The 1,016-nt window shown below is 79.0% G+C and carries 1 protein-coding gene; it reads right to left on the reverse strand.

Annotated elements, in window-relative coordinates; genetic code table 11:
• A partial coding sequence (gene menE, locus CTKZ_RS20780) for an o-succinylbenzoate--CoA ligase (protein ID WP_235843593.1) occupies positions 1-1,016 on the reverse strand: 1,016 nt, incomplete at both ends.

Consider the following 1,016-nt stretch of genomic DNA (forward strand, 5'->3'; position numbering starts at 1 on the left):
GTGCGCGACGGCCTCGCGCACCCGGTCGAGCGTCGGGGCGTCGCCCGCGCGCGGCACGACGACCGCGACGACGGCCTGCCCCCACTCGGCGTCGGGCACGCCCACGACGCACGCCTCGCGCACGCCGTCGAGCCCGCCGAGCACCGCCTCGACGGCTGCGGGGGCGACCTTGGCGCCGCCGGTCACGAGCACGTCGTCGGCGCGTCCGAGCACCGTGAGGACGCCGTCGTCGAGCCGGCCGAGGTCGCTCGTGCGCAGCGCGCGGCGCCCGTCGGGCAGCGTCACGAAGGCGTCGGCGTCCAGGTCGGGGCGGCCGCGGTAGCCGTCGGCCAGGACGGGTCCGGACAGCAGCACGCGCCCGGCGTCGTCCAGCGCGACCGTGACGTCGTCGAGGGGCACGCCGTCGTACACGCAGCCGCCGCACGTCTCGGTCATGCCGTACGTCGTCACGACGCGCACGCCCGCCGACCGTGCGCGCACCAGGACGTCGGGGGCGGTCGCCGCACCGCCGAGCAGCACCGCGTCGAAGGTCGCGAGCGCCGCGGTCCCGGCGGGGTCGTCGAGCAGCCGCACGAGCTGGGTCGGGACGAGGGACGTGTACCGCCGCTCGGCCGTCCCGAAGGCCGCGAGCGCCTCGAGGAACGCCGCGGGACGGAACGGCCCGTCCGGGACGACGACGGGCGTCGTCCCCGCGAGCACCGAGCGGACGAGCACCTGCACCCCGGCGACGTGGTGCGTCGGCAGCGCGAGCAGCCACCGCCCGGGCCCGCCGAGCCGGTGCTCGGTGGCCGTCGCCGAGGCACGCAGGGCGGCGCGTGAGAGCAGGACCTCGCGCGGCTCACCCGTCGACCCCGAGGTCCGGACCACGACGGCCACACGCTCGTCGACGTGCGCGGCCGGCGCGGCCGTCGGACCGCGTCCCGGCCGTGCCGGCGCGGCTCCCGCGTGCTCGTGCGTCGCGCGCCCGGACGGGTGGACCGCGGGTGCGTCGACCGGCCGCTCGTCGGGGCCCGGTG

Origin of the sequence: Cellulomonas algicola, from assembly GCF_003851725.1 — a bacterium.
GTDB classification, from domain to species: domain Bacteria; phylum Actinomycetota; class Actinomycetes; order Actinomycetales; family Cellulomonadaceae; genus Cellulomonas; species Cellulomonas algicola.